Below are 19,770 nucleotides of genomic sequence, written 5' to 3'. Positions count from 1 at the left end.
GCTTAAACACCTATTGGCTAACATCGATTCGTGTCAGGTAAATGACACGGTCGCGTCTGGACCAAGGCCACGAAAAGACTTACCTGTGCCCTATGGAGATCGCGACATGACAAAGCCACGCCTGACCCTTTACCTTGCTGCCCCGCGCGGATTCTGCGCCGGAGTCGACCGCGCCATCAAAATCGTGGAAATGGCGTTGCAGAAGTGGGGCGCGCCCGTCTACGTGCGCCACGAGATCGTGCATAATAAATTTGTCGTCGACGGGTTACGCGCCAAAGGCGCGGTGTTTGTCGAGGAACTGGACGAATGCCCTGATGATCGGCCGGTGATCTTTTCTGCACATGGCGTACCGAAATCCGTGCCTGCCTCTGCCGCGGCGCGCGAGATGATCTACGTCGATGCCACCTGCCCGCTGGTCTCAAAAGTGCATGTTGAGGCACAGCGCCACGCCGATGCTGGTCTGCAAATGATCATGATCGGTCACAAGGGCCACCCCGAGACTGTCGGAACCATGGGCCAACTGCCTGAGGGTGAGGTGTTGCTGGTCGAAACCGTCGAGGACGTCGCGACGGTGCAGGTGCGTGACCCGGAAAAGCTGGCCTTTGTCACGCAGACCACTCTCTCTGTTGACGACACCAAGGATATCATAGCAGCGCTTGAGGCACGGTTCCCGGCCATCGTCGGCCCGCACAAGGAAGATATCTGCTACGCCACCACCAACCGGCAGGAAGCCGTGAAGGCCGTAGCTCCGAAATCGGACGCGCTGCTGGTTGTAGGTGCGCCGAACTCATCTAACTCGCGTCGCCTGGTCGAAGTCGCCTCGCGCGCTGGGTGCAATTACGCGCAACTGGTGCAGCGCGCGACTGAGATTGACTGGCGCGCGCTTGAAGGGATTTCGTCGGTTGCCGTCACGGCGGGTGCTTCGGCCCCCGAAATACTGGTGAACGAGGTGATCGACGCTTTCCGCGAACATTACGACGTGACAGTCGAACTGGTGGAAACCGCCGTGGAAAACGTTGAATTCAAAGTCCCGCGCGTCCTGAGAGTACCCGCATGAGCGGTATACCAAGGGCTCCGCTGTTCCTTGGGCTAGCTGGGTTGATCCCCTTTATCTGGGGCGCGCTCACTTACCTGAATGACGACCTGCACGCATGGGGGACGCAGGCGTTCGGATCGCGTTTTGTGGGACCGTATGTTCAACTGTTCTACGGCTCGGTCATCCTCAGCTTTATGTCCGGCGTTCTGTGGGGCTTCGCCACCAAGACGTCGGGCAGTAAGGCAGCGACCTGCTATGCCCTGTCCGTGCTGCCCGCGCTTTGGGCCTTTGTACAAACTGGCGGAGGACCGGTGAGTGCGGGGACCAACCTGATCTATGGATTTACCGGCCTTTTGGTGCTTGATGCCATTTTTGCATACTGGCGGCTGACCCCGACCTGGTGGTTGCGCCTGCGTGTGTTACTGACGGCCATTGTGCTGGCTTGCCTAGCTGTGGGGGTATATCTGTGACCGACGAAAGAACGATCAAAGCCTATTCCACCCGCGTGGCAGACTACCTGAAAATCCCTCTGCCGCCGGAACAGATCAAAGCCCGTCAGGCGTTTGCCAAAGCGGTCGGTGCTGGGCTTGTACTTGATTTGGGCTCTGGCCCCGGATCAGACAGTGCCTTTTTCATGCGTGAGAGACTTACGGTGCGGGCGCTGGACGCAACGCCTGAATTTGTTGAGCATGCGCGTAACAATGGCGTGGACGCACATCTGGGCACTTTCGACGATGTGACCGAAGTGGACACGTATGACGGCATCTACGCCAGCTTTTCCTTGCTGCACGCCCCACGCGAGGCCTTCCCACGCCATTTGGCCGCCATCCACAAGGCGCTCAAACCGGGTGGCATTTTTTTTCTTGGCCTGAAACTAGGCGCTGGCGAACACCGCGACGAACTGGATCGCGCCTACACCTATTTCTCGCAGACCGAGATCGAGGACGCGCTGGCACAGGCGGGGTTCTCAATCGACCGTATCACAACCGGCATGGGTAAAGGGCTGGCTGGATCCTATGACGGCTTTATCCTGGTGATGGCCCATGCCTGAGCTGTTCGCCTATACCGACGGCGCGTGTTCCGGCAACCCCGGACCGGGCGGCTGGGGCGTCTTGTTGCGCGCGATGGATGGCGACACCGTTCTGAAAGAACGCGAATTGAACGGTGGTGAGGCCAACACGACCAACAACCGCATGGAGCTGCTGGCCGCGATCAGCGCGCTGGAAACTCTTGAGCGTGCCTCGAAAATCACCATCGTCACCGACAGCGCCTATGTTAAGAACGGTGTGACGGGATGGATATTCGGGTGGAAGCGGAACGGCTGGAAGACCTCGAACAAGAAACGTGTAAAGAATGTCGATCTATGGCAGAGGCTGGATGAGGCGCAGATCCGGCACAAAGTAACCTGGGAATGGGTCAAAGGCCACGCAGGTCACCCCGAAAACGAAAAAGCAGATGAACTGGCCCGCGCCGGCATGGCTCCGTTTAAACCTCAAAAGGCAAAATCGTGAACGGTCTGGCCCTGCTGGATTATGCCTCGGTTCTGGTTTTTGCCTTGACCGGCGCATTGGTGGCCAGCCGGGCTCAGCTAGATCTGGTGGGGTTTGCTTTCATCGCCTGTCTCACGGCGGTGGGCGGTGGCACGGTACGCGATCTGTTGCTGAACAGGCATCCGGTGTTTTGGGTCGGTCAACCGGATTACATCCTTATCGGAACCGGTGCAGCGGTGCTTGTCTTCTTGACTGCCCACCTGGTTGAAAGCCGGTACAATTGGCTGATCTGGCTGGACAGTTTCGCCCTGTCTATCGCGGTTGCCGCCGGCACTGGTGTCGCCTTGTCGCTCGGGCAATCCGGTACAATCGTGGTGTTGATGGGCATTTGCACGGGGTGCCTGGGCGGCTTGATGCGCGACGTGGTCTGCAACGAAGTGCCACTGGTCCTCAAACAAGGCGAGCTTTACGTTTCATGCGCTTTTGCTGGCGCCATGACCGCGGTTGTCGTGCACCGCCTTGGGTTCGATGAATTGATCACTTTGGGGGCATGCGCGCTGGTTTGCTGGGCTTTGCGGGCCGGATCGTTGTTGTTTGGTTGGAAACTGCCGGTCTACAAAAGCCGCCCCCCTCGCACCTAGCGGGAGGTGACGCTTGAACGTACGCATATTCTGCGATTATCGCATGAACGGATAGCGTCTTGAGCGCTTAGCCGTCCGGCTGCGACCCTAACCACACTTAGATCACTTCCTCCAATGCGTCGGCACGATGATCAGCGCACCGATGGATGATAGGACAGCGTCTAGCCCCGGAGGGCCAAAGCTGATGCCGAACATGATCCGCACAAAGTAAAACAAGAACGCGCCACCCATACAAATGATGATCGAAGGCACATATCCGTTATGGGTAAAGCCGGTTTTCTCGGAAAGGTATCCAACGATCCCGGCGATCACGACAGTGCCCATCAGAACCATGAACATCTGACTTACTCCGAGCTCAGGCAGGTTCCGGCAGCGACCGTCCAGCCCCGCAAAAAGGTTTCCGCGTCCTGTGCGCCTTTGCCCGCCCGTTGCAGGCGTAACAGGTCAACCGCGCCCGTACCACATGCGACGCGGAGCCGTCCGTTCAGGACCATCCCTGGTGTACCCTCTCCATCTGCATGTTTTGAGGCCAACAGCTTGACCCTTTCACCGCCGATTTTGGTCCAGGCCCCGGGAAACGGGGAAAGGCCACGGATCTGTCGGTCGATTTCAACCGCAGGGCGGGTCCAGTCCACCTGGGCTTCGGCCTTGTCGATCTTTGACGCATAGGTCACGCCATCTTCGGGCTGAGGCTCGGGTGTCAGATCAGGAAGACGTCTCAGCGTCTCGACGATAAGCTCCGCGCCCATCTGCGAAAGACGATCGTGCAGCTGCGCGGTGGTTTCCTCAGGCCCGATATCCGTGGCCTGACGGAGCAGAACAGGACCAGTGTCCAACCCAGCCTCCATTTGCATGATACAAATGCCGGTCTCTGCATCCCCCGACATGATCGCGCGGTGGATCGGCGCAGCCCCACGCCAGCGTGGCAAAAGGCTTGCATGGATATTCAGGCACCCGTTCGCCGGTGCATCCAGAATGGGTTGTGGCAACAACAAACCATAGGCCGCGACCACCGCAACGTCAGCGTTTAGCGCAGCAAAGGCCTCTTGCTGCTCAGACGACTTTAGCGACACCGGATGACGGACGGGCAGACCCAACGCCTCGGCCCGTGCGTGCACCGGCGTTGGTCGGTCTTTCTTGCCACGCCCAGCGGGCCGGGGTGGTTGGCAATACACCGCAGCAATCTCATGCCCGGCCTCAACCAGCGCGTCCAACACTGGAACCGAGAAGTCCGGCGTGCCCATGAAAACGACGCGCATCCCTAACCCTGCTTTCTGGCTTTGCGCAGCAGTATATCGCGCTTCACCTTGCTCAGCCGGTCAAAATACATCTTGCCGTTCAGATGATCGATCTGATGCTGCACGCTGGTGGCCTCGATCCCTACAAAATCACGGCGATCCACAATGCCTTTCTCGTTCAGGTACTTCACCGTCACAGCACGCGGACGTTTTACCTTGGCCGAAACACCGGGCAGGTTCGGGCTGGCTTCGTCGTGTTCACGCAGTTCAATCGAGCTGTGCAGGATTTCAGGATTTGCCAACCGCACCGCCCGGCCGCGCTCGGTCGAGCCATCAACAACCGCCAACCGCAGCATGACACCAATCTGCGGCCCGGCAAGACCAACACCGGGCATCGCCTCCATCGTGTCGATCATATCGTCCCATATGGTACGAATGTCATCCGTGATTTCAGCTACATCTTCGGCCTTGGTCCGCAAGCGTTTATCGGGCCATGGCAGGCAGGGGCGAATCGTCATGTACGGGCCATCTCGCGTTTCAGCTTCTGCATCTTGCGCGTGATCATCTGACGCTTCAGCGGTTTGAGATAGTCGATAAAAAGCTTGCCGTTCAGGTGATCAATCTCGTGCTGAACGCACGTCGCCCATAGCCCGTCAAACGTTTCCTGCTGCAAGTTGCCGTCGCGGTCCAGCCAGGTAACCTCAACAACCTTTGGCCGCGTCACCTCGGCAAATTGCTCAGGTATCGACAGGCAACCTTCTTCGTAGACATTGGTTTCGTCAGACGAGGCGATGACCTCGGGGTTGAACATGACCAACGGGCGCGGCGCCTCACCCTCTTCTTTCACGCAGTCCATCACGATCAGCCGATCCAGAACGCCGACTTGTGGCGCGGCCAGCCCAATGCCGGGCGCATCATACATTGTCTCCAGCATGTCATCGGCCAAATTGCGCAGCTCATCCGACAGGTCGGTGACAGGGGCACAGACCTTTTTCAGACGGGGGTCGGGATGGATCAGGATATTGCGTTTCATAGGGTTGATTTAGGCCATCCCGCCCCCCGCCGCAACGCCCCCCTTGCACCTGCCGCGATTGTGACTAGCTTCGCAGCGGACAGATGGAGAAAACATGACTTTCAATGACGTGATCGACCGCCGGGGGACGAACAGTTCAAAATGGGACAAGATGGAAGACCTGTATGGCGTCTCGCCACAGGACGGGTTGGCCATGTGGACCGCAGATTCCGACTACCCCACTGCGCCCTGCGTAAGAGAGGCAGTCCGCAACGCAGCTGATCACGGTGTCTTCGGCTATTCCTGGGAACATCCCGCGTATCTGGCCGCGGTCCAGTGGTGGATGCAGAACCGCCACGATTGGTCGATCGACACAGACTGGGTTCTGACCTCGCAAGGGTTGGGCAATGCAATTGCTCTGTGTCTGGATGTCTGGACCGATCCCGGTGATGGCGTCGTAATATTCAGCCCCGTTTATCACGAATTCGCCCACAAGATTAACAAGACCGGAAGACGGGTTGTGGAATGCCCGCTGGTGCGGGATGGCGACAGCTATGGCATTGATTTCGAAGATGCGCAGTCGCGGTTGGACGGGTCGGAAAAACTGTTGATGTGGTGCTCGCCCCAAAACCCTTCGGGCCGGGTTTGGTCGAACGAAGAATTGCGCGCTGTGGCCGCGTTTGCCATGCGCAATGGCTTGATCCTCGTATCGGACGAAGTCCACCAGGATCTTGTTTATCCAGGCCAAACTTTCATACCTATGGCAAAGGCCGCGCCCGAAGCGCAGCCCTTCACGGTGACGCTGACCGCGGCCTCCAAAACGTTCAACATCGCGGGGCAGCGCACTGGAAATATGATCATCCCTGATGACAACTTGCGCGCCGCCATGCGGCATCGGCTGAAAACACTGGATTACATGCCCAGTGCGTTAGGCGTTTCTATGGTCACAGCGGCTTATACACCCGAAGGCGCGGACTGGGTCGATGCGCAAATGGTGCATTTAGATGGCAACCGCAAACTGTTCGATGCAACCATTGCCGAAATTCCGGGACTTTGGTCAATGCCCCTGCAGGCCACCTACCTGGCCTGGGTAGATTTTTCGGGCACGGGAATGACGCATGACGAGGTGATGAAGCGTCTGCGCATGGATGCCCGGATCGCCACATCATCCGGCCCGGGCTTCGGCACTGGCGGAGAAACCTTTGAACGGTTCAATCTGGCCACGCAACACGCACGGGTAGAAGAGGCCTGCAAGCGATTGAAACACGCGTTTTCCGATCTTCAATGACGGTCACGCGCCGGGCCTTGCTGAAATCCATCTTCCGATTTTTGCCCGGCGCAGCACGTTTTGGCTGGCATTCAAGCTGCGCACGTCTACACGAACAGCCAATGGTTGTGACCATCTTTCAAGGCATTCGGTGACCATGCACATAGGCCAACCACCTGCTGACGCGAGATATTCACTGCGCGTCAGCATGCTGTTCTGGTGCGTTTTGTGAACTACTGCGTCCAATCGATACCGAAGCAGGCAAATTTGGCTAGTCTTCGTACCCCAGCAACGCAATCGGCGCATCAGGTGGGCGATAGAAGTCGAGCGGAGCCCTGTCGGCGGCGGCTGTACTGCGTTTGAATTCGTACCGCATTTCACCAGCCTCTTCCTCATCGGCGATGATCAGGCATTGGTAAAGGTGGCGCGCCCCGTCGTAGATATCCACAAGGCCGCGCAGTTGCGGTGTTGTTTCAGCCTCAACCGTAAAGCCGTCTTTCCACAATCTGAGTATTTTAAATGTATTGTCGCCAAACTCGACGCGCAGGCGGCTGGTCTTTTTCAACCCCGCGATTCGCGCAGCATCCAATTCAGCGCTTATTTCCTTTGAAATATAAGTCGTCATGGCACAATTCCCCGGGCAACGGACTCTATTGTGAAGTCCGGATTGTAAAAATCCAGTAAAGTCGGCCGCATAGATTTGCGCATATCGAACCTGTTGCATCGAAATCTCAGGCCCCTCTGTGCGCAGGTGCAGACCATATGCGCGGCCTCTGAAGTGGGAAGGCCGCGTGCAACCTCCTATGTTTGAAGAAATCGCAATGCGGAGGACACCCAATGGGCCTGTTGGTCGACGGCAAATGGCATGACACCTGGTACGACACCAAATCCACTGGTGGCGCCTTTAAACGCAGCACTGCCCAGTTTCGAAACTGGCTGACCGCCGACGGCAGTGCCGGTCCGTCTGGCAAGGCAGGTTTCAAGGCTGAACCAAACCGCTATCACCTCTATGTCAGCCTCGCTTGCCCGTGGGCGCATCGAACATTGATTTTCCGCAAGCTGAAGGGGCTCAGCGATCTGATTTCGGTCTCGGTTGTGCATCCGGACATGCTGGACAAGGGCTGGACCTTCAAGACGGATGAGCACGGCGCGACCGGAGACACACTGTTCGGCCTCGACTATGCCCACCAGATTTATACCAAAGCTGATCCAAACTATTCGGGCCGCGTCACCGTGCCGATCCTTTGGGATAAACAGCAGGAAACGATCGTTTCGAACGAAAGTTCCGAGATCATCCGGATGTTCAACTCGGCCTTTGACGGCATTACAGGAAACTCCGACGACTATTGGCCCGAAGCGATGCGGGACGAAATCGAAGAGGTTAACGCGCGGATCTATTCCAACGTCAACAACGGCGTCTACAAATCCGGCTTTGCCACGTCGCAACAGGCCTACGATGCCGCCGTTCACCCCCTGTTTGAAACCCTCGACTGGCTTGAGGATCGAATGGCCCACAGCCGGTACTTGATGGGGGATCGCGTAACCGAAGCCGACTGGCGGTTGTTCACCACCCTGATCCGGTTCGACCCCGTTTACCACCTGCATTTCAAATGCAACAAACGTCGCTTGATCGACTATCCGAACCTATGGGCCTATACGCGAGAGCTGTATCAGTGGCCTGGTGTGGCCGAGACGGTAAACATCAACCACATCGTGCGCCACTACCACTATAGCCATGACACGATCAATCCCAACCGGATCATTCCGGTAAACCCTGTGTTGGACTACATGGAGCCGCATGGGCGCGGTCAACGATCCGCCGCGTAGTGCTGAACCATCGCCGCCAGGTCTTCTGGCGGCGTTGCGCTTTGCACATAAGCGCAGGCGTTTGGACTGTGGGCAAAGATGGACCCGTCCGAGAAAAAGGTCGTGTTGGTGACAAAGATCACCCGCGCTTCGGGCCTTCGGTAGCTGGCGAAATCCGCAACTGCCAATGCGCTGCCTTTTTCCAGAACCAGATCCAACACGATGATTTCAAATTCTTGCCCGTACAGGGCAAGAATAGCAGCCTCTTGCCCGGTCACCAACGTCACTTCGGCGCCGTACCGCTCCAGATGCCGCTTCCAAACCCGACCGAGGTCGGGGTCACTTTCAACTATCAAAACATTCATCGTTATAACCTGGGCACTTGTTAGAGAAGGAAATAAACATTCCCTTAATCGGTGATCACGTCATTTCGTTAACAAAGCGTTAACGCTGCCGGATGGCATCACCTGGATCACGCAGATTTGCTTGTGCAAACGGCGAAATTCCGCTTGAAAAGAGCCCGAACAGGCAATTCCAACGAGGTTCCGATGGCGGGCCAGAAGCAACACTTGACCCCTCGCACCACGCGCGATCACGGCGGTGGCCTGGACGGGGCGATAGCAAGTTTTGGCGGCGCGCGCTCAGATTGGATGGACCTGTCCACGGGGATCAATCCCGTACCTTATGTTGTAACAGGTTTGACGTCATCAGACTGGTCTGAGTTGCCCGATCATGGTGCATTCGAACGACTAAGTAAAGCCGCCCGCCAGTTTTGGGCCGTGCCCGAGGGCGCGGCCATATTGCCCGCGCCCGGTGCCTCGGCTGTCATCGCGCGGATTCCAGCGCTGGCCGAGCCGGGCCGCGTTCAAATCACCACACCCACCTATAACGAGCACGCCGCTGCCTTCGCTGCTCAGGGCTGGAGCGTTCAGGCAGACAGCCCAGCAGAGGCGCGCGTAATTGTGCACCCGAACAACCCCGACGGGCGGCTGTGGCAGGAAGCGGATGCAAGCGCCACGCTGACCGTGATTGACGAAAGCTTTTGCGATGTCACTCCCGAAGCGTCGCTGATACATCTCGCCGCTCGACCCGGAGTGATCGTCTTAAAGAGCTTTGGTAAGTTCTGGGGGCTGGCGGGGTTGCGGCTAGGGTTTGCCATCGGCCAGCCCGAGCTCATCGCCAGACTGGACGACCTGATCGGACCATGGGCGGTCTCAGGTCCGGCGCTCAAGATCGGTGAACGGGCGCTGTGTGACACCAACTGGGCCAATGCAACCCGCCAACGATTGACCGCTGACACGAAGCGCTTGGATCGGCTTTTGACGACCAGGGGGGCAGACCTTGTGGGGGGAACCGCTCTGTTCCGGCTCTATGACGTGGACGATGCCAATGAGTGGCAGGACCGGCTGGCCCGCGCCCACATCTGGAGCCGTGTTTTTCCCTATTCCAAAACATATCTGCGACTGGGATTGCCGCCCGCGACGGGCTGGAACAGGTTGGAGGCCGCATTGTGAGCACCCCATTTCTGCTGGTGTGCGCCATGTGTCTGGACGCAGCCCTGGGAGAGCCGGATTGGCTATGGTCCCGTGTTCGCCATCCCGCCGTGATGATTGGGAACATTGTTGGGTGGTTGGACAAGCGCCTGAACCACGGAGGCAGTCGGCGCCTGAAAGGGGCGGTCGCACTCGTGCTGCTGGTCATCGGTGCATTTGTTTTGGGCTGCGGCCTGGCTCTGCTTGGACCATGGGTAGAAATACTCGTCTGCGCCATTTTGCTTGCGCAGAAATCGTTGGTTTCGCATGTGCGTGATGTGGGCCACGGACTGCTCCGATCCCTGTCTGAAGGCCGCGCCAGTGTCGCGATGATCGTATCCAGGGACACAGGCAATATGACAAGGGCGCAAGTCGCGCGGTCCGCCATCGAAAGCGCAGCCGAAAACGTAAGCGATGGCGTCATCGCACCGGCCTTCTGGTTTCTCGTCGCCGGACTGCCGGGGCTTTTGATTTACAAGACCGTCAACACGGCGGACAGCATGATTGGCTACCGCACTAAAAAATACCGTGAGTTCGGATGGGCGGCTGCCCGGATGGACGATGTGCTAAACCTCATACCCGCACGCCTGACCTGCGTCATGATCATGGGTCTGACCGGGCAATGGGCAAGTTGGCCCAACATAGTGGCCGATGCGCGCCGCCATATCTCTCCTAACGCCGGCTGGCCAGAGGCAGCGATGGCGCGCGCCCTGAATGTGGCCCTTGCTGGCCCGCGAAGTTACGACGGTCAGGTCCGTGATCTGGCATGGGTAAATGGCGCGGCCCGGAGAGAAATCGGCGCGGAGGAGGTTTTCAGCGCATGTAACATGCTTTGGACCGTCTGGGGACTTGCGGTTGGGATTTTGGCGGTTTGGAGCGGGATAGACCTTTTCTTTTGACCAAAGCTCCTTACGAGGCGTGCTACGTCACAAACCCAGACTCCAGCACCGAAAATTCAGCTAGCAATCCTGAAAGACGTATCCCGTCGCCGGAAAAGCCTTACTCGGGCCTGACGGGATAGCGATCCCCCTTTTGATCAATCAAAATGAGACGCTCTCCACTATGAACGTACAGGTCACAGCGGCTGAACCCGTTTCGATAGGCTATACAGACGCTGCCATCTTCGGCGATGGAATACGTCCCAAACGCAGATTCTCCGCTTGCATAAGTATAGGAATAAGCCCCTCCGACCGAAAATTTGGATTGCCCATCATCATAAAACGTCAGCGTCTGGCCCGCTAAAGCGTCCAGCTCTTGGGACGAAAGGCGGGTATCACCGGGTTTCATGGGCCAGTCGGCAGCCGCGACAGGGGCGGCCGTCAGCAGTGCAAGAATAACAAATCTGATCATGATGGCACCCTACTCCAGTTGGTGCAGAAGCGGGTGTCACGTTCCGGTGATGGATCAGGCAACCATCTGCTCGGCCTTCTTAAGATCGACCGATACCAACTGACTCACGCCCTGCTCTTGCATTGTCACGCCAAACAGCCGATCCATGCGCGCCATCGTCACCGCGTGGTGTGTGATGATCAGGAACCGCGTATCGGTCTGGCGGCACATTTCATCCAGCAGATCGCAGAAACGAGTGACATTGGCGTCATCCAGCGGTGCGTCAACCTCATCCAGCACACAGATAGGTGCCGGGTTGGCAAGGAAAACGCCAAAGATCAGCGCCGTCGCCGTCAGGGTTTGTTCACCACCCGACAGGAGGCTGAGGGTCGACAGTTTTTTACCCGGCGGCTGGCACATGATTTCAAGCCCGGCATCCAGCGGGTCATCGCTTTCGACCATGACCAGATTTGCCTCACCGCCGCCAAACAGATGCTTGAACAGCATCGCGAAGTTCGAGTTTACCTGTTCAAACGCGGTCAGCAGACGCTCGCGCCCTTCGCGGTTCAGGCTGGCTATTCCGCTGCGCAGCGCTTTGATCGCCTCTTCCAGATCAGCTTTTTCCGAGTTCAGCGTATCGAATTCTTCCTGAACTTCTTTGGCATCCTCTTCGGCCCGTAGATTGACCGCCCCCATCGCATCGCGCTGACGTTTGTGGCGGTTTACCTCGGCCTCCAAAGCATCCGCTGCGGGCATTTGATCAGGATTTACATCCAATCGATTCAAAAGCTGATTGGGCGTCAGCTGCTGATCCTCGGCAATCCGCTCAGCTGCAGCTGTCACGCTTTCCTTAGCAGCATCACAACGCGCTTCGGCCGCTGCACGGGCTTCGCGGGCCTCCGAGGCTCGCCGTTCGGCGTCGCGTTCGGCCATCACAACCTCGCGTTGCCGCGATTCAGCTTCGGCCAACCTGTCGGCTGCCTCGGCACGGCGGGCCTCGGCAGTTTCGATTAGCTCGTTCAGTTCTTCACGCGCCTCGGCGATCTCGCCGGGGGTGGCCATGGCTTCGGACAGATCCTCTTCCGAGCTTTCCTTGCGCTCGACCAGTTCCGCGATCCGCTTTTCGGCTGTTTCCAAACGGTGCTTCCAGCCGCTGAGGTCTTTGGTCACTTCCTGCGCGCGCCGCGTCCGGGCCTCACCCTCGCGGCGCAGTTCGTCATGGGTCGAGCGATGGGTCAGCATGGTGATCCGCGCGGCCTCGACCGTTTGCTTAATGTCCTCAACCTGCGCGCGGGCTGTGTCGAGATCACCCAACCCAGCCAATGCGCCTTCAGCCTCGCGCAATTGCCCGCGGGCTGACATCGCGTCCTGTTTGTGGCGGTCCACGGCGAGTGTCAGGGTTTCCAGCTTGCCCTCTGCCAAATTGCGATCAGCCTCAGCCCGGCTCAACTGGCGCGCGGTTTCGGCCATGCGCTGATCCGCGGCCCGGCGTGCCTCGCGCGCGCGGCGGTCGGCCCCTGTCACATCGGCCAGCTGCTGCGACAGCGTCTCATGCGCGGCACGGGCGCCTTCGGCCCGCGCGTCGGCCTGAGAAAGCTCCTGTTTCAAAGCTTCCAGCTTGTTCAACTGCTCCAAACGCAAGGCTGCGGCACTTGGCGCGTCTTCAGCCCAGGCGCGAAATCCGTCCCAGCGCCACAGGTCGCCAGCGCGTGACACCAGACGCTGCCCCGGCTTCAGCAGGGATTGCAGGCGGGCGCCCTGATCGGGATCAACCAGACCGATTTGCGCGATCCGGCGGCTCAGACGATCAGGGCCGGACACATGCAAAGCCAGAGGTTCGACCCCGTCCGGCATCGGCTGATCAGAGTCGTAGCTTGCGACCTGAACCCAACCCGACGGACCATCCCCTTCAACCAAAGGCGCGCGCAAATCATCAGCCAGCGCCGCACCCAGCGCCTTTTCATAACCCGGCTCGACGCGCAGCAGATCCAGAACTTGACCACCTTCGGCAGTATCACGTTCAACCAGCTTGGCCAGAGCAGAGGTTTCCGCGCGGATCGCCCCAAGCTCACCTTCGGCCTCGGACCTTTGCGCGCGTGCCTCGGCCTCGCGCGCTTGGGTTTCGTTGCGCAATTCGTCTGCGGCGGCCAGGGCTTCCTCGGCAGCTTCAGCGGCTTCGCGGGCTTCTTCTTCACCCTCTTGCGCGGCCTCAAAAGCGTCGCTGGCGTTATTCAACGCCTCGCGCGCCTGATCCACTGCGCCGCGCGCTTTTTCCTCTTCGGCCTCTGATCGGGCCAGTGTTTTGCGACTATCCTCGACCAAACGCTGCGCGGATTGGTGCCGGGCGACGAGGCGCGCCATGTCCTCGGTTTCCTGCGAAAGAAGATCTTCGCGGTCCTTCAGGACCGAGGCAGCCTCGCGCGCGATCTCGGCGGCTTCGGCCACCTTATCGCCATGCCCCTCGGCGGCCTTGGCAAGCTCGCGCGCCTCCCATTCCAGACGTTCGATCATCTGACCTGCGTCGCGGTTCAGTCCTGTTTCACGTTCGATATCGTTGCTTAACTGCTGAATGCGGTTGGTCAGTGTTTCTATCGTCTGGCGGGCTCGGGTTTCCTGATCCGAAAGCTGATCGCGTTGCACCTGCTGGCGTTGCAACACGGCTGCGGCAATAGCTTCTTCCTCGCGCAGGGGCGGCAAAGCCTCCTCTATCTCGGCGCGCTTGGCGGCAACGGCGCGGGCTTCGGCCTCGGCGCGGGATGCCTCGGTCGTTCTGTCGCGCAGCTTTTCTTCGGCCTGCTGACGGGCGATGTCAGCTTCTTTCCAACGGCGATAAAGCAGCATGCCCTCGGCTTGGCGCAACTGCTCTCCAATTTCACGGTAGCGCGCGGCTTGACGGGCCTGCCGGGCAAGCTGCGCCAGTTGCGTGCCCAATTGCTCAAGCACATCATCGACACGTGTCAAATTGGATTCGGTGCCCTTGAGTTTCAGCTCAGCCTCATGCCGGCGCTGATAGAGGCCCGAGATTCCGGCGGCTTCTTCCAAGATACGGCGGCGGGCGCGGGGTTTGGCATTAATCAACTCGGCAATGCGGTTCTGCCCCACAAGCGCGGGCGAATGCGCCCCGGTTGAGGCATCGGCGAACAGCATCTGCACATCACGGGCGCGCACATCCTTGCCGTTGGTCTTGTAGGCACTGCCCACATCGCGCGTAATGCGCCTTACGATTTCCAACTGATCAGTGTCATTAAACCCGGACGGCGCGAGCCGTTCGGAATTGTCCATGGTCAGGACAACCTCGGCGAAATTGCGAGCCGGGCGCGTGGCGGCCCCGGCAAAGATCACATCCTCCATCGCGCCACCGCGCATCGATTTGGGACGATTTTCCCCCATCACCCAGCGCAAGGCTTCCAAAAGATTGGATTTGCCGCAGCCATTCGGACCCACCACACCGGTCAACCCATCCGCGATGATCAGATCGGTTGGATCAACAAAGCTTTTAAAGCCGGTGAGTTTGAGTTTGCTGAAGCGCAAAGGTGACGGGTCCCGTGATTCCTACGTATCGCAAGTCTGCGCAACTGAGTGGGCCTGAGTCAACGTCGTAGCGCAGGATATGGGTCATCGACCCCAATTATCCACAATATCTTGCCAAAATACGCGAAATTCTGCGTATGTCAGTATGGCGTGCATTCAAATACCTGGTAGCCGAAGACATGCCCCAAGTTTTCATAAATGCCATAGTCGACACATTCGTAGTTCGGGGTTGAAATAGCTGTCAGCAACAGACGCTCACCAGCCTCACGATCGCACCCCAACACGCCGACCGTCACCGCAGCATCCCCAAGCACGTCCAGAATGGGACAGCCAGAAACCTGCGCCATTGCCAATCCGGCCCTGTCCCGGATCGGACCTAAGCGCGGTGCATATTGGGTGTTGATCCGCACGGCCTCAGCCAGATGTCCACGCACACGCACATCAAAGACACTGCCATTCACCGCAATGCGGGTGGCTGGTATGTCACGGAAAAAAGGGGTGCCAGCCGAACACCCGGCCAGCACCAACAGGAGGAGCAGAGAGCGGATCATGCCAACAGCTTTGCCGCAATTTGGTTAACCGATTCTTTCCGGCACTCAGGCCCGCAAGACATCCCCCAGCCGGCAGATGCCCTCACGGATCGTATCCTCATCCGAGTTCGAAAAGCTCAGGCGGATCGTATTGGACCCGGTGGCGTCCGGGAAAAATGCCTGACCGGGAACAAAAGCCACCTTGACCGTTTCAAGCGCCCGTTCCAACAGATCGGCCCCGTTCACGCCTTTGGGAAGGGTCACCCAGATGAACATACCGCCCTCGGGTCGGGTCCACTCCACTCCGTCCGGCATGTGCCGCTGCAGCGCGCCCAGCATTGTGTCACGACGTGCGCCATAGACGCGACGCAGCTTGGGGATATGCGTGTCAAAGCAAGCACGCGCCACGTCGTTGACCGCCATCTGGTTGATGGTGGCCGAGTGTAGGTCTGCGGCTTGTTTCATCAACACCAGTTGTGAGATGACGGGCTTCGCAGCCACAACCCAGCCCACGCGCAATCCGGGCGATAGGGTTTTCGAGAAACTGCCACAGTACACAGTCCGGCAGTCTTGTATTGAACCTTTGCGCGCCAATTCCAGCGCCAACACCGGCGGGATTGGCTCACCATCATAACGCAGCGCCTGATAGGCTCCGTCTTCGATCACCGCACAGTTCAAATCGTCTGCCAAATCCAGCAGATCTTCGCGACCGCGCAGGTCTACGGTTTCTCCGGTTGGGTTGGCGAAATCAGGTGACAGATAGGCGAATTTCACCGCGCCTTCACCGGCTGCGGCGGCATATTCAGACGCCCCCCGATTGCCACTCATATGAAGCCGGTCAAAGCGCGGTTCATAAGCGTTAAATGCGGCCAGCGCGCCTAGATAGGTGGGCCACCCAACCAGCGCAGTATCGCCCGGAGACAAGTACAATTTACCCAGGTAATCCAGCGCCTGTTGCGACCCCGAGGTGATCAGGACGTTGTCGACGCCGCACTCAACGCCGATCTGCCGCATGTGGTCGACTAACCATTCGCGAAGCGGAAGATACCCCTCGCTAACAGAATATTGAAGCGCCATGCTACGGTTGTCGGACCCAAGCGCGCGCTGGAAGGCTGCGGCAAACTCGTCCGCCGGAAACAGGGCCGGGTCCGGAATGCCGCCCGCAAATGAAATGATGCCAGGCTGGTCCAGCAGCTTGAGCAGCTCGCGTATCTCGGACGCCTTCATTCGCGATGTCCTGGTGGCGAACAGGTCTTTCGTCGACATGAGTCTCCTCCGTTCTCACATCGTCAGATTAGTCGGCTATCGATAAATGTCAATAATGCTGACCTTCTTGCTAAAAGCGGTATCCGCTTCCTTGAGCTAGCCACCGATACGTGGTCATATGATTTGACCAAATCGAGAAAATCCCACATGCCCTTTCAGAAAATCCGGACCGAAAAGCTGTCTATCGCAGTGGTGAAGCAGATCGAGTTGCTGATCCTGCGTGGCATCCTGCGACCGGGTGAGCGCTTACCGGCCGAACGCGAACTGGCCGAAAGGCTGGGCGTCTCGCGCCCATCACTGCGAGAGGCGATCTCGGACCTTCAGGGCCAAGGGTTGCTGACCGCCAAGGCCGGGTCCGGCATCTATGTCGCCGAGGTTTTGGGGTCGGCCTTTTCCCCGGCATTGGTCCGCCTGTTCGGTAGTCATGACGAAGCGGTGTTCGACTATCTTTCATTCCGGCGGGACATGGAAGGGCTGGCTGCCGCGCGCGCCGCGCGGCTGGGTTCGGACAGCGATTTGAAGGTTGTGCAGGCGATTTTTGACAAAATGCAGGCAGCGCATGAGCGTAACGCAACCGAAGATGAAGCCCATCTGGATGCCCAGTTCCACATGGCCATTATTGAGGCCAGCCACAACGTCGTGATGCTGCATATGATGCGGTCCATGTTCGACCTGCTGCAACAGGGCGTGTTCTACAATCGCCAAATGATGTTTCAACAACACACTACGCGCAGCGCAATTCTGGATCAGCATCGCGACATTAACACGGCCCTCCAAACACGGGATGCCGAAGGTGCGCGCAGCGCAATCCACCGGCATTTGGACTATGTTCAGCGCTGCATGGAAGATCACCAAAAAGCCGAACGAAACGAAGCCATAGCACGACAGCGCCTGCACCATGAGATTGGGAACCGCTAGTTTTGCGGCCCCCTAGATGTGATGCATTCGGCGCACAAGCGCATGTTTCCAGAGTTTGGTCCGTTTGAACGGCTTTGGATCACGTTTCCTTAAGCCCGGAAAGGTCGCTTCGGCCTCTTTGCGTTGGCGCAATTGAAGGGGTGCATCCAAAATCGTCTTGGTCAAGTCATTCGTTTCCGTTGCATTCCGTCGTTCGCGGTCGATGACTTTCAGCATCTCCGCGTGGTACTCATCAATCGCTTCGGACCTTTGTCCGCTGCGAACCCGAAACGCGCCGATTTGTTTGTGAACCGACGTTAGTTGGGCATACCGTGAGAAGCGCAACCAAAGCTCGCCATCTACGGCAAGACTCAAGGACTCGTCTAAATAACCACCCGCGCGCGTCCAAAGACTGCGCCGCCAAAAGGTCGATTCCTGCTGTATCCACTGATAGTCAGCCGCCAAAAACCTCTCATGCGTCAAAGGCCGGGGACGTACAGCACACTGGACCTGGTCGTTCTCGTCAATAACGGTCAATCGTCCGGTCAACCATTCCGTCTTTTGGTTGAGCGTGAACAGTGATCCAACAAGCGACAAGCTGTCGGGCAGCAAGATATCATCAGAATTGATCCACCCCATGATTTCACCGGTCGCGAAGGCAAAACCCTTGTTTAACGCATTGGCCTGACCGGAATCCGGCTCGGAAATGATGTGCGAGAAATGGGGTCGATATTTTTCAATGATTTCGAGTGATCCATCCGTGCTGCCGCCATCGGACAGGATCAGTTCAAGATTGGGATAATTCTGATCAAGGACTGACCTTATCGTGCGTTCAATGAACTTAGCGCAATTCAGATTGGGGATCACGAGGCTGATCCGCGGCAGCTCAGGCATGTTTCGCTCTATATCGAGAATAACCGCTGAGGTGGTAAACTATTTCAAAAAAACAATCAAACCGATAGTGAAAGGCGAGGATGCATGCACCCTCGCCTGTTTCGAATTCGATTAAGCCATGCAAAGCGTCCCTGAAACACTGTGGTACGCCTCACTTTGCACTGGTTTATCAATGCAGCTTTTCGCCTACATCCTCGATGGACGCATCGATCAACTTGTTCGCCTGCGCTGCCGTCATCTGCTTTGCCAAAACCGCGTTGGCTGCCGAAACAGCCACGGTGACAGCCTGATCGCGCACTTCTTTCACAGCCGAGGCTTCGGCTGACGCGATCTGATCCTGTGCAGCGGCCAAACGGCGTGCGATGGACCTTTCCAGATCGGCCTTGGCCTGCTCGGCCGCCAGAGCAGCATCGTCTTTCGCGGCCGCCACAATGGCATCCGCCTGAGACTGAACTTCGCGCTGTTTGCGCTCGTAGGACGCCAACAGGCTGCGGGCCTCTTCATGCAGGGCGCGGGCTTCGTCCAGTTCGGACTTGATGCCTTCGGCACGTTTGTCCAGCGCACCGCCGATCATACCCGGTACCTTGAAATAGAACAGAACCGCGATAAAGACGATGAAGCCCAGAAGAACGACAAAGTCGGTGTTGCCAAGCGAGAAGAACGGGCCTTTGGCTGCCAGTGCCGGACTGGCTGCGCCAAAGGTCAGGATAAGGGCAAGAGTGTTCCGCATGTCACTTATCCTTTCATCTGCGCGTCAACGGCACTGTCGATGGCTTTGGCATCTGCCTCGCCGCCCAGTGCGGTCACCAGTTCAGCCGCCGTATCCTTGGCAACCAATTGAATGCTTTCCAGCGCCCCGGCACGGATTTCGGCAATTGCCTTCTCCGATTCAGCCGCCTTTGCAGCGATTTCCGCATCCGCCTTTGCAATCGCGTCATCCAGACCAGACTGGATTTCAGCGCGGGCTTCCGCTGCGATACGCTGCGCTTCGGCACGGGCATCGGCCAGCGCCTTGTTATAGGCCTCTTCGGCCTCGACCGCCTTGGCCTTCAGATCTTCGGCCGCAGCCAGGTCATTTGTAATGGTCCCTTTGCGCTCGGCCAGGATTGCCGCGATGCGGGGCAAGGCCACGCGGGACAGGACCAGAAAGATGACGACCAGCGTGATGACCAGCCAGAAAATCTGGTTGGGGAACCAATCGAAGCAGAGCTGCGGCATCCCGATGGCAGAGCCACCAGCGTCGACGCACGAGCCAGCTACTTCTTCGTGTACGGGTTCTGTCGCCATGATGTCCTCCGTCG

The 19,770-nt window shown here is 58.2% G+C and carries 23 protein-coding genes; 10 read left to right on the top strand and 13 right to left on the bottom strand.

The window, feature by feature from the left end:
* The first annotated feature begins 106 nt into the window (after positions 1-106).
* From ispH to LCM21_RS17775, 5 genes are read left to right on the top strand one after another with little or no spacing between them, the layout of a single operon-like run.
* Entirely contained in the window at positions 107-1,057 is a 951-nt protein-coding gene (gene ispH, locus LCM21_RS17795; protein ID WP_224891804.1) for a 4-hydroxy-3-methylbut-2-enyl diphosphate reductase, read from the top strand.
* Positions 1,054-1,506: a DUF3429 domain-containing protein gene (locus LCM21_RS17790; RefSeq protein ID WP_068339097.1), complete on the top strand. Its 453-nt coding sequence runs from the start codon at positions 1,054-1,056 to the stop codon at positions 1,504-1,506. The genes ispH and LCM21_RS17790 overlap by 4 nt, the downstream gene beginning before the upstream one ends.
* Positions 1,503-2,087: a class I SAM-dependent DNA methyltransferase gene (locus LCM21_RS17785; RefSeq protein ID WP_224891803.1), complete on the top strand. Its 585-nt coding sequence runs from the start codon at positions 1,503-1,505 to the stop codon at positions 2,085-2,087. Before LCM21_RS17790 ends, LCM21_RS17785 begins: the two co-directional genes overlap by 4 nt.
* Entirely contained in the window at positions 2,080-2,547 is a 468-nt protein-coding gene (gene rnhA, locus LCM21_RS17780; protein ID WP_224891802.1) for a ribonuclease HI, read from the top strand. The genes LCM21_RS17785 and rnhA overlap by 8 nt, the downstream gene beginning before the upstream one ends.
* Positions 2,544-3,167, top strand: coding sequence for a trimeric intracellular cation channel family protein (locus LCM21_RS17775; RefSeq protein ID WP_224891800.1), 624 nt, complete (start codon positions 2,544-2,546; stop codon positions 3,165-3,167). The genes rnhA and LCM21_RS17775 overlap by 4 nt, the downstream gene beginning before the upstream one ends.
* A gap of 102 nt (positions 3,168-3,269) precedes the next feature.
* Here the strand turns inward: LCM21_RS17775 and LCM21_RS17770 are convergent, their stop codons facing one another.
* Genes LCM21_RS17770 through def (LCM21_RS17755) form a run of 4 tightly spaced genes read right to left on the bottom strand, consistent with a single transcriptional unit; the run spans position 3,270 to position 5,438 of the window.
* Complete coding sequence (locus LCM21_RS17770; RefSeq protein ID WP_224891799.1) at positions 3,270-3,506, bottom strand: hypothetical protein; 237 nt, start codon at positions 3,504-3,506, stop codon at positions 3,270-3,272.
* 5 nt (positions 3,507-3,511) lie between these two features.
* Complete coding sequence (fmt, locus tag LCM21_RS17765; RefSeq protein ID WP_224891798.1) at positions 3,512-4,426, bottom strand: methionyl-tRNA formyltransferase; 915 nt, start codon at positions 4,424-4,426, stop codon at positions 3,512-3,514.
* A gap of 2 nt (positions 4,427-4,428) precedes the next feature.
* Positions 4,429-4,923, bottom strand: coding sequence for a peptide deformylase (def, locus tag LCM21_RS17760; RefSeq protein WP_224891797.1), 495 nt, complete (start codon positions 4,921-4,923; stop codon positions 4,429-4,431).
* Complete coding sequence (gene def, locus LCM21_RS17755; protein WP_224891796.1) at positions 4,920-5,438, bottom strand: peptide deformylase; 519 nt, start codon at positions 5,436-5,438, stop codon at positions 4,920-4,922. The genes def (LCM21_RS17760) and def (LCM21_RS17755) overlap by 4 nt, the downstream gene beginning before the upstream one ends.
* Before the next feature lie 94 nt (positions 5,439-5,532).
* Between def (LCM21_RS17755) and LCM21_RS17750 the strand changes: the two genes are divergently transcribed.
* On the top strand, positions 5,533-6,705 hold the full coding sequence (locus LCM21_RS17750) for a MalY/PatB family protein (RefSeq protein ID WP_224891795.1): 1,173 nt from the start codon (positions 5,533-5,535) through the stop codon (positions 6,703-6,705).
* A gap of 250 nt (positions 6,706-6,955) precedes the next feature.
* Here the strand turns inward: LCM21_RS17750 and LCM21_RS17745 are convergent, their stop codons facing one another.
* Positions 6,956-7,309, bottom strand: coding sequence for a hypothetical protein (locus LCM21_RS17745; protein WP_224891794.1), 354 nt, complete (start codon positions 7,307-7,309; stop codon positions 6,956-6,958).
* Between the two features lie 212 nt (positions 7,310-7,521).
* Here LCM21_RS17745 and LCM21_RS17740 point away from each other — a divergent pair, with 212 nt between their 5' ends.
* A complete protein-coding gene (locus tag LCM21_RS17740) occupies positions 7,522-8,511 on the top strand; it encodes a glutathione S-transferase family protein (RefSeq protein ID WP_224891792.1) in 990 nt (329 codons plus the stop codon).
* On the opposite strand, the gene LCM21_RS17735 is transcribed toward LCM21_RS17740, so the two are convergent.
* Entirely contained in the window at positions 8,493-8,855 is a 363-nt protein-coding gene (locus LCM21_RS17735) for a response regulator transcription factor (RefSeq protein WP_224891790.1), read from the bottom strand. The two genes, LCM21_RS17740 and LCM21_RS17735, sit on opposite strands and share 19 nt — an antisense overlap.
* A 183-nt stretch (positions 8,856-9,038) precedes the next feature.
* Between LCM21_RS17735 and cobD the strand changes: the two genes are divergently transcribed.
* Positions 9,039-10,004, top strand: a complete 966-nt coding sequence (gene cobD / locus LCM21_RS17730; protein ID WP_224891788.1) for a threonine-phosphate decarboxylase CobD — start codon at positions 9,039-9,041, stop codon at positions 10,002-10,004.
* The gene (gene cbiB, locus LCM21_RS17725) at positions 10,001-10,921 is read left to right on the top strand and encodes an adenosylcobinamide-phosphate synthase CbiB (protein ID WP_224891787.1); all 921 of its coding nucleotides are present in this window, start codon (positions 10,001-10,003) and stop codon (positions 10,919-10,921) included. Before cobD ends, cbiB begins: the two co-directional genes overlap by 4 nt.
* 100 nt (positions 10,922-11,021) lie before the next feature.
* Here cbiB and LCM21_RS17720 read toward each other — a convergent pair whose 3' ends face one another.
* From LCM21_RS17720 to LCM21_RS17705, 4 genes are all read right to left on the bottom strand, one after another.
* The gene (locus LCM21_RS17720; RefSeq protein ID WP_224891786.1) at positions 11,022-11,372 is read right to left on the bottom strand and encodes a hypothetical protein; all 351 of its coding nucleotides are present in this window, start codon (positions 11,370-11,372) and stop codon (positions 11,022-11,024) included.
* Between the two features lie 54 nt (positions 11,373-11,426).
* Positions 11,427-14,882, bottom strand: coding sequence for a chromosome segregation SMC family protein (locus LCM21_RS17715; RefSeq protein ID WP_224891785.1), 3,456 nt, complete (start codon positions 14,880-14,882; stop codon positions 11,427-11,429).
* A 140-nt stretch (positions 14,883-15,022) separates the two neighbouring features.
* Entirely contained in the window at positions 15,023-15,433 is a 411-nt protein-coding gene (locus LCM21_RS17710) for a hypothetical protein (protein ID WP_224891784.1), read from the bottom strand.
* A gap of 45 nt (positions 15,434-15,478) precedes the next feature.
* Entirely contained in the window at positions 15,479-16,678 is a 1,200-nt protein-coding gene (locus LCM21_RS17705; protein ID WP_224891783.1) for an aminotransferase-like domain-containing protein, read from the bottom strand.
* A 147-nt stretch (positions 16,679-16,825) separates the two neighbouring features.
* Here LCM21_RS17705 and LCM21_RS17700 point away from each other — a divergent pair, with 147 nt between their 5' ends.
* Entirely contained in the window at positions 16,826-17,596 is a 771-nt protein-coding gene (locus LCM21_RS17700; protein ID WP_224891782.1) for an FCD domain-containing protein, read from the top strand.
* 12 nt (positions 17,597-17,608) lie between these two features.
* Here the strand turns inward: LCM21_RS17700 and LCM21_RS17695 are convergent, their stop codons facing one another.
* From LCM21_RS17695 to LCM21_RS17685, 3 genes are all read right to left on the bottom strand, one after another.
* Positions 17,609-18,469 (bottom strand): glycosyltransferase family 2 protein, encoded by an 861-nt coding sequence (locus LCM21_RS17695; RefSeq protein ID WP_224891780.1) that lies wholly within the window; start codon positions 18,467-18,469, stop codon positions 17,609-17,611.
* Positions 18,470-18,638: 169 nt separating this feature from the next.
* Complete coding sequence (locus LCM21_RS17690; RefSeq protein WP_068339162.1) at positions 18,639-19,199, bottom strand: F0F1 ATP synthase subunit B; 561 nt, start codon at positions 19,197-19,199, stop codon at positions 18,639-18,641.
* 5 nt (positions 19,200-19,204) lie between these two features.
* Positions 19,205-19,756 (bottom strand): F0F1 ATP synthase subunit B', encoded by a 552-nt coding sequence (locus tag LCM21_RS17685; protein WP_224891779.1) that lies wholly within the window; start codon positions 19,754-19,756, stop codon positions 19,205-19,207.
* Positions 19,757-19,770 lie beyond the last annotated feature (14 nt).

It is taken from the genome of Ruegeria profundi (genome assembly GCF_020171505.1).
GTDB lineage: Bacteria > Pseudomonadota > Alphaproteobacteria > Rhodobacterales > Rhodobacteraceae > Ruegeria > Ruegeria profundi.
The sequence above is the reverse complement of the archived record's forward strand: the minus strand, read 5'-3'. Positions and strand labels throughout refer to the sequence as shown.